The sequence below is a fragment of the Mycoplasma sp. CB776 genome (assembly GCF_054343395.1).
This window is the reverse complement of sequence record NZ_JBTGVD010000011.1, coordinates 24,447-31,854: the sequence shown is the minus strand read 5'-3', so window position 1 is coordinate 31,854 and position 7,408 is coordinate 24,447. Positions and strand designations below refer to the sequence as shown.

The window sequence follows — 7,408 nt, the reverse complement described above, 5'->3', positions numbered from 1 at the left end:
AATAATTATTATTTTCATATCGCTAAAAAAAGGACATTTTGATTAATAATTTACAAATGTTTTGTAAATTGTAAATTTTTTATTAGACAGAAATAATTTGTCACGATTTTTTAAAAAATTATAAATTAAACTAGTTTTTATTGATTTTAGATTTTTTGGTTTTTATATAGTTTTCAAATTCTTCAAAAATTTTTCATGCATTATTAGAAAATTCTCCTTCTTTTTTAAATTTTCTAATAATTTCTTTTGTGTTTGTATCTTTTTCTACAATATATTCTAAACTATTTAAAATATTTATTAATGACTTGTCAGTAATTTTATCTGAACTTCCTAATTCCTTATAATAAGCTTTTATTTCACTTAATAAATTTTTGAAAACATAAAGGGAAATAAAGGAAAAAAACGCACTTTCTTCAATCTGGTTTTGATTATACACCAACATTGAATTAGTTTCATCATTGCTTTTTAAAGTTTTGAATATTTCTTGGATTTTTTCTTGATTTCAATAGAAATCTAATTCTGCTTCTGATAAAGAAGTTTTATAAACAGAAAACGTTTTTATTTTTTTAGATTTAAAAGAATTATTGGTTTTGATATTGTTATTTTCATTTTTAGAAGCAGTTTTTGTTTTATATGGAATTATAAAATCTATATTGTTAGATTCAAGAAATTTTATATTTTCAGCAGAACTCATTTCTTTATTAATTATTATTGTTAGTTTATTGATAGAAATTCTTTCTTTTAATTCTTCAAATAATGGAATTAAGGTTCCAACATATTCTGTATTTTTAGCAAATGTTTTATAAAAAATAGGTATTCCTTGATCATCGTAAATCGTAGATAAAACAACTTGATCATCATAAAATTCATAATCTTCAAAAAAACTAAAGTCTTGTAAATTGTCCTTTATGATATTTTCTAAATAAATAGTTTTTGAATCAAAAAATAATAAGTTGTTTTCTTTGTTGATTTTATTTTTGAAAATAAAATCTAAAATTTTAGACTTATTTTTAAATAAAATACTTAAAGCTTGATGGAAATTACTTTTGGAATAATCTGAATTTAAAGTTGTTATGTTTTTAATATAGAATTCTTCAATTATCCTTTTAGGATTTATTATTTTGTTGGCTATTTGATAAGAAACCACTTCTTTCATTTCTTTATTTTGGTCAAAAGTAATTTGATTTAATAATTTTATATCTTCAATATATTCTTTTATAAATTCAAAACCATAATATAAGATATCTCAATACGTAACTCGGTTTTCTAATGCTCTGTCTATTTCTGATTTTAAAAAAACTAAATTAACTTTTTCATCGTATTGTTTGATAACCTCTTTAATTATAGCTTCGAAATTTTCATTTTTCTTTTTTAATTGAATGACGTTTCCTAGTCCTAAAAGTTTAACATTTTTTCTGGTTTTTCCATTAACTTGTCAATATCCAATATTTTTATAAGTTGCCTTTTTTGGTCCAGTTGAGTTATATAGCATTAATTTCATAGTATTAATTATATATTAATCATAATTTTTGTTTATAAATAAATTATTAATAAAATTCAAAAGTTGGTTTTTAACGATGTAAAAAATTTTATCATTCTTTCATTGATTGTTAAAAGTTTTAATCTTAAAATGACACAAAAATTTTAGGAAAAATAAACCAAAAATCCCAATTTTTTCCGTATTTTTGTAATAAAATAAATTCTGTGGTAATATTAAAATGTGACTAAGTTTTTTGTCACAGAAAGGGGTGGTGAACTATGTTTTATATTATTCATAGAGAAAATGATAACCTTAATTTTAATCATAATTTTAGTATTTATTATCAAATTCTAAAATTATAAATTTGTTAAAGTTCATTACCTCAAAAAATAATAAAAAAACCTCATTGTAGCGCAATGGGGTTTTCATTATCTAAATTTAGATAATTAAGTGTAATGAACTATGTTTACAATATTATTATAACACTTTTTCTACAAATGTTTATAAAAATGTGAAAACAAAAATTATATATCATTAATAGTGCAAAATTACGGATTTAAAAAAGAACTATTTGAGAATTTAATTTTTATTTAATAAAATTGAATTTTATAACTTATATATTTTTTGTTAAGTTTTTAAGTCAAAAATAAAATGAAATTAAATTTGTTTGTGTATTTTTAAATTTTATAAATAAGGAGAAAGATGAAAGTTAGAGATTTTTTAGAATATTGTACAGAAATTAATTTGTCTAAAAATACAATTAGACAATACGAATATATACTAGGAGATGTTTTAGATGTTGATAATAAAGAATTTAAAAAAGTAATTGAAATTATTATTGATGATAAAAAAGGTGGTGGATACCAGCATACTTTAAAAGATATTTATCATAGTTTTTTAAAGTATACAAAGGATGAAGAAAAATTAGAAAAATTAAGCAAAATCAAACTCAAACCCATCCCGCTCTACTTTAGAGCGATAATAACAAAAGAAGAACTTTATGAAAAAACAACAATTAAAACTAAACGGAAAACAGAAATTTTTTATAAAACAATAATTCGTTTTTTATTTGAAACAGGAATAAGAATTGGAGAATTAAAGCATTTAAATATTAGAGATGGCAGACTATATACTATAGGAAAAGGTAATCGTGAAAGACAATTGTTTTATAAATATGAAACATTAAAAATAATGTTTGAAAATTGAGATAAATATAAAAATGCCAAGCCAAATACAGTGGCTAAGCAAATCAAGAAAATTTTAGGAAAAATTTATTCACCACATAGTTTAAGAAGATCTTTTGCTAGTTTTCTTTTAAAAAATGATGCAAATCCTAAAATGGTACAAATGTTAATGGGGCATATTAAAATTACAACCACTTTTAAATACTTGCATTTTTCTGAAAGGGAAAATCAAGATATGTACAATAAAATCTTTTATGAAGAATAAAAATTTGTTTTCCTGAATGAAAAAAATGCAAAAAAATGCAATTTTTTCATTTGTTTTATTATTTTCTAAGTTTTTTAAATAAAACTGCTATATAATAAAACTATAAAATATATTTATAAAAAATTATAAAAAAGGAGAAAAAATGAAAAAATTTGATGTAGTAGTTTTAGGTGGTGGTCCAGGTGGATATAGCCTTGCTAACATTTTAGCTACAAATGGAAAAAATGTCGCTTTAATTGAAAAAAGCGACTTAGGTGGAACTTGCGTTAATAGAGGATGTATTTCTACCAAAACTTTAATTAAATCTGCAAAAGTTTATGAAACTGTAAAAAAAGCTAAAGAATTTGGTATTCATTTAAATGGAAAACACTTTCATTTAAATGAAATTCAAAAAAGAAGAAAAGATAATAAAGAATTATTAAATGTTAATATTGAAAAATTATTAGTTTCTAGTAATGTAACCATTTTTAAAGAATATGGTGAAGTTTTAAGTAATAAAATTATAAAACTAACTAACGAAACTATTGAATTTGATAAATTAGTTTTAGCTACCGGTTCTTCTAGTAGAAAATTAAACCTTAAAGGTTTTGAACAAGGTTACCAAGAAGGATTTTTAATTGATTCAGATAAAGCACTAACATTGGAAAAATTACCAGAATCAATGACAATAGTTGGTTCAGGTCCAATTTCTTTAGAATTTGCTTATTTTTATTCAACTCTTGGAGTTAAAATTACTATTTTAGAAGCAAGAAGTTTTATGGGTAATTTTGACATTGAATTACAAAAAAATGTAAAAAATTACTTACTAGAAAAAGGTGTTGAAATTTATGAAAATGTCAAACTTCTAGAAGTAAAAGATAAAACTTTATTAGTAGAAATTGATTCAAAAATACAGGAATTTTCCGATGATTTAGTATTAATGGCAGTTGGTAGAGTTGCTAATACAGAATCATTTGGTAAACTTAATGTTGAATTAACTCCAACTGGTTTTGTTAAAGTAAATGACAAAATGGAAACAAGTGTAGAAAATGTTTATGCAATTGGAGATGTAACAGGTATTTTACTTCTTTCAACAACTGCTTATAAAACAGGAGATATTGTTGCAAAAGAATTATTAAATAAAAAACACAACGAGGTAGTAAATCCTAAATTTATTCCTTGATCTGTTTATTTAAATCCTGAATTTGCAGGAGTTGGTTCAAGCGAACAACAACTAATTAATTCTAATGTAGAATATGCATCATTAGTATTACCTGCTGCTGCATTACCAAGAGTACATGCTGATGGTTTAGATAAAAAACACGGTTTTGTTAAATTTTTAATTGATAAAAAAACAAATAAAATTTTAGGAAGTTTTATGTTTTTAGAAGGGGCACACATTTTAATTAATGAAATAGCTCATGCCATCCAAAACGATTGAACATTTACTGACTTACAAACTAAATCATATACACACCCAACAATTGCAGAAGCTGTTTATTATGCAGCAAGAAACTTTACTTTTAAAAAATAATGAAATCAAAGCATTCAAAAAACTCACTAAATGTGAGTTTTTCTTATTTCCAGTGCCGGAACAATGGAAACTGCCAACAGCAGCTCTACTAATGATAATATAATTGTAACACAAAATTGTTTTTATAATTATACTTTATCAAGTTTCCTAACAAATAGTAAAAAAGTTAAAAATCACCTATTTTTTGATTAAATTTATTGTTTTTCTTTTTTCTTTATACCATTTTATTATTATTTATTACTGAATATAATAGAACTTAACAATGATTGAGAAAAATGAAATCTGCCATCTTTTTTAATTCCTGCTTTTTCTCAATCAAAATTATTAAGTTTTTCAAGAATCTCCATAGTTTCATCAAGAGAACAAAAAGTGTAAATCGAAAGAACTGATGCATCATAATGTATAAATTTGTTCTCTTGTGTATTTTTTTAAAATGTAAAAAGGTTTTTCTTTTCTTGTTAAACAATTAACAAAAATTTGAAAAGAAAAATTATGTGGACTTTTAGGAGTTGGTCTTATCCACTTTTCAGGCTCGTAAGCTATTTTTGTTGTTTTTAATGTTCTTTCGGTTTGTGAATTTATAAATTCTGTAAGTCCTGCTTTAATTTTGCTATTAAAACCAGAAGCACCACCTACTTTTACTACTATTTTATGATTTAATTCTAAAGGTTTACCAAATATAATTTTTCCATTATTATAAAAATATTCTAACTTTTTAGGATGATTTTTAGTTTTAACTATTTTTACTATCGAAGTAGGAACTGATGCGTTTTCTCATACGTTTTCAGAAACCGGTTCTCAGTATGTTATGGAAAAATTATCATATATATGTTTTATTAATTTTTTAGCACTACTGTTGGAAAATATTTTACTTGATATAATTCAAATTAATTCTCCGTTTTCTTCTAAATCAAATAAAGCTTTTTCAAGAAAAAAATAAAATAAATTAGGTTTATGATTTAGAAAGTTTGAATGCAAATTTTCTTGAATGTTTTTAAAGTCTACATAAGGAGGATTTCCTATTATAACATCACTTTTAAAGTTGGTGTTAAAATATGAATCAATGATGGCTTCTTTATGACTTATAGTACTATCTTTTTCAATTGCAATAATTTCTGAATTGCTGTATTTTTCCTTTAATTTATAATAAAAATTACCCGTTCCGGATGAAGGTTCTAAAATACGTTTTGGATTTTGTATAGATATTAATTTAATCATTTTTTTAACAATAAATTCCGGAGTAAAAACTTGACCTAAATTCTTTTTATTTAATTGTGTTATATTATTCATTTTCATCATCTTTTTTTGTAAAGTATTTGTTAAAATCATTTAATATATTTGCTCTTTTTTCTATACTTTCTCTTAGGTAATGCAAAATAAATTGTTTAGCTTCATTATAAGTTCTATATTTTAAATTTTTATTTTTACTTCAAATACACTGAAATGGTAAATTATTTCCGTTGGAAACTAAGGTTTCTATTTGTTTTAAAGAAGTATAGAATGATTCTTTTAAATTATTTTTTATCAATGATTAAAAAATAATAATCCTTGTAGTTTTCTTTAATATTGTCGTGAAGTTTTTGAAAATAATCATTTCAATTTATTTGATTTGAAAAATCTGGTTTATTTCCAGTTAAGGCAAAATAAATGCCGCCTTTTGAATTCAAATTATCACCAGAATTATTGTCTAGGGAGGTTATTTTTAAGTTTATAGGAACAAAATATTCAGAAGTTTCACCTTCAATGGCTAAATCATATCATTCTCTTGGTTTGCTATCTGTTAGTTTCAATTCCATTTTCTTAAGTAATGATTTGATTTTTTGATTTTCTAAAATAAATTTTAAAATTTCTTTTTTATTAATTGTTGAGTTTGTTCTTCCATCTTCAAAATTTTTAGAAAAAGAAATATTAGAAACTTTGATTTCTTCAACTATTGCAAAAATAATTGTTTCTATAATTTTTTTATCTTTTTCGCTTTCGTTTTCTATCTTTGTCATACTCTCCCGCTTAAATATTTCATTTTTGCTTAAAAATATTAAAGAAAAAAACTAATTTAGGAAAAATGCCTTGTTTTTCCTACTTTAATTGATTTCGCTATAATGTTTTGGTCTTGGTAAAGCAACTCTTTTGTGCTCGCTGATTTTATGTTGTTTTTCTATTAAGGTTATAGTTTTTGAATCAAGTTTACTTTTGTCTTTAAAGTAAGTTTCTAAATCATTGTAAGTAAAACCTAATTCTGCTTCATCGCTTTGGTTTTCTCATAAACCTGCTGTTGGAATCTTATTAATAATACTTTCTGGAATTTCTAAATATCTTGCCATTGCTCTTACTTCACTTTTAGTTAGTTGTACAATAGGCAATAAATCAACTCCACCATCACCATATTTAGTAAAGTAACCAAGATACATTTCAGAGAAATTATCAGTTCCTAAAACAAGATATTTATGTTCTTGTGCAAAGGCATAAAGAGTAGTCATTCTTAATCTTGGTTTAATATTAGCAAGAGCTAATTTATCATTTAAAGGTAGTGCTTCTACTAATGTTTGGTAAGTTTCTTTTAAAGAAATAGTTTCAGTTTTTAAAGAAAATTTTTTCACAAGAGCAGCAATGTCTTCTTGATCATTTTGCATGCTATTGATAGGCATTATGATTCCTAAACTATTATCTGGAAAAGCTCTTTTAGCAAGTGTTGCTACAAGAGCAGAATCAATCCCACCTGAGATACCAACAACAACACCTTTCATGTTTGCTTTTGCAACTTCATCTTGCAATCATTTAACTAAATAATCTGTATATTTTTGAACATTCATAGTGCAAAAATTTTAGCACATTAAACTTTTAAAATTAAAATAAAATCAGTTTTTTAGCAAAAAAACACTTTTAGTGTGCTCTTTTGCTTATTTTATGATTTTTTTGGCAAAATGTGGTAAAATTTTGTTATTTATTAATGTAATAAATATTAGATT

The 7,408-nt window shown here is 23.5% G+C and carries 7 protein-coding genes; 2 read left to right on the top strand and 5 right to left on the bottom strand.

Annotated elements, in window-relative coordinates; translation table 4 throughout:
• Nucleotides 1-130 precede the first annotated feature (130 nt).
• On the bottom strand, nucleotides 131-1,501 hold the full coding sequence (locus ACXX86_RS01865; protein ID WP_436358471.1) for an IS1634 family transposase: 1,371 nt from the start codon (nucleotides 1,499-1,501) through the stop codon (nucleotides 131-133).
• A gap of 681 nt (nucleotides 1,502-2,182) precedes the next feature.
• Here ACXX86_RS01865 and ACXX86_RS01860 point away from each other — a divergent pair.
• Both ACXX86_RS01860 and ACXX86_RS01855 read left to right on the top strand, forming a co-directional pair.
• Nucleotides 2,183-2,929, top strand: coding sequence for a tyrosine-type recombinase/integrase (locus tag ACXX86_RS01860; protein WP_436358470.1), 747 nt, complete (start codon nucleotides 2,183-2,185; stop codon nucleotides 2,927-2,929).
• Between the two features lie 142 nt (nucleotides 2,930-3,071).
• Nucleotides 3,072-4,442 carry a dihydrolipoyl dehydrogenase gene (locus tag ACXX86_RS01855; protein WP_458561030.1) on the top strand — a complete coding sequence of 457 codons (1,371 nt, stop codon included), beginning with the start codon at nucleotides 3,072-3,074 and terminating at the stop codon, nucleotides 4,440-4,442.
• A 324-nt stretch (nucleotides 4,443-4,766) separates the two neighbouring features.
• Here the strand turns inward: ACXX86_RS01855 and ACXX86_RS01850 are convergent, their stop codons facing one another.
• The 4 genes from ACXX86_RS01850 to nadE form a co-directional block, all read right to left on the bottom strand.
• Nucleotides 4,767-5,732 carry an Eco57I restriction-modification methylase domain-containing protein gene (locus tag ACXX86_RS01850; protein ID WP_458561029.1) on the bottom strand — a complete coding sequence of 322 codons (966 nt, stop codon included), beginning with the start codon at nucleotides 5,730-5,732 and terminating at the stop codon, nucleotides 4,767-4,769.
• Nucleotides 5,725-5,970, bottom strand: a complete 246-nt coding sequence (locus ACXX86_RS01845; protein WP_458560554.1) for a hypothetical protein — start codon at nucleotides 5,968-5,970, stop codon at nucleotides 5,725-5,727. Before ACXX86_RS01845 ends, ACXX86_RS01850 begins: the two co-directional genes overlap by 8 nt.
• The gene (locus ACXX86_RS01840) at nucleotides 5,957-6,439 is read right to left on the bottom strand and encodes a hypothetical protein (protein WP_458560555.1); all 483 of its coding nucleotides are present in this window, start codon (nucleotides 6,437-6,439) and stop codon (nucleotides 5,957-5,959) included. Before ACXX86_RS01840 ends, ACXX86_RS01845 begins: the two co-directional genes overlap by 14 nt.
• An 84-nt stretch (nucleotides 6,440-6,523) precedes the next feature.
• A complete protein-coding gene (nadE, locus tag ACXX86_RS01835) occupies nucleotides 6,524-7,252 on the bottom strand; it encodes an NAD(+) synthase (RefSeq protein WP_458561028.1) in 729 nt (242 codons plus the stop codon).
• Between the last annotated feature and the right edge of the window lie 156 nt (nucleotides 7,253-7,408).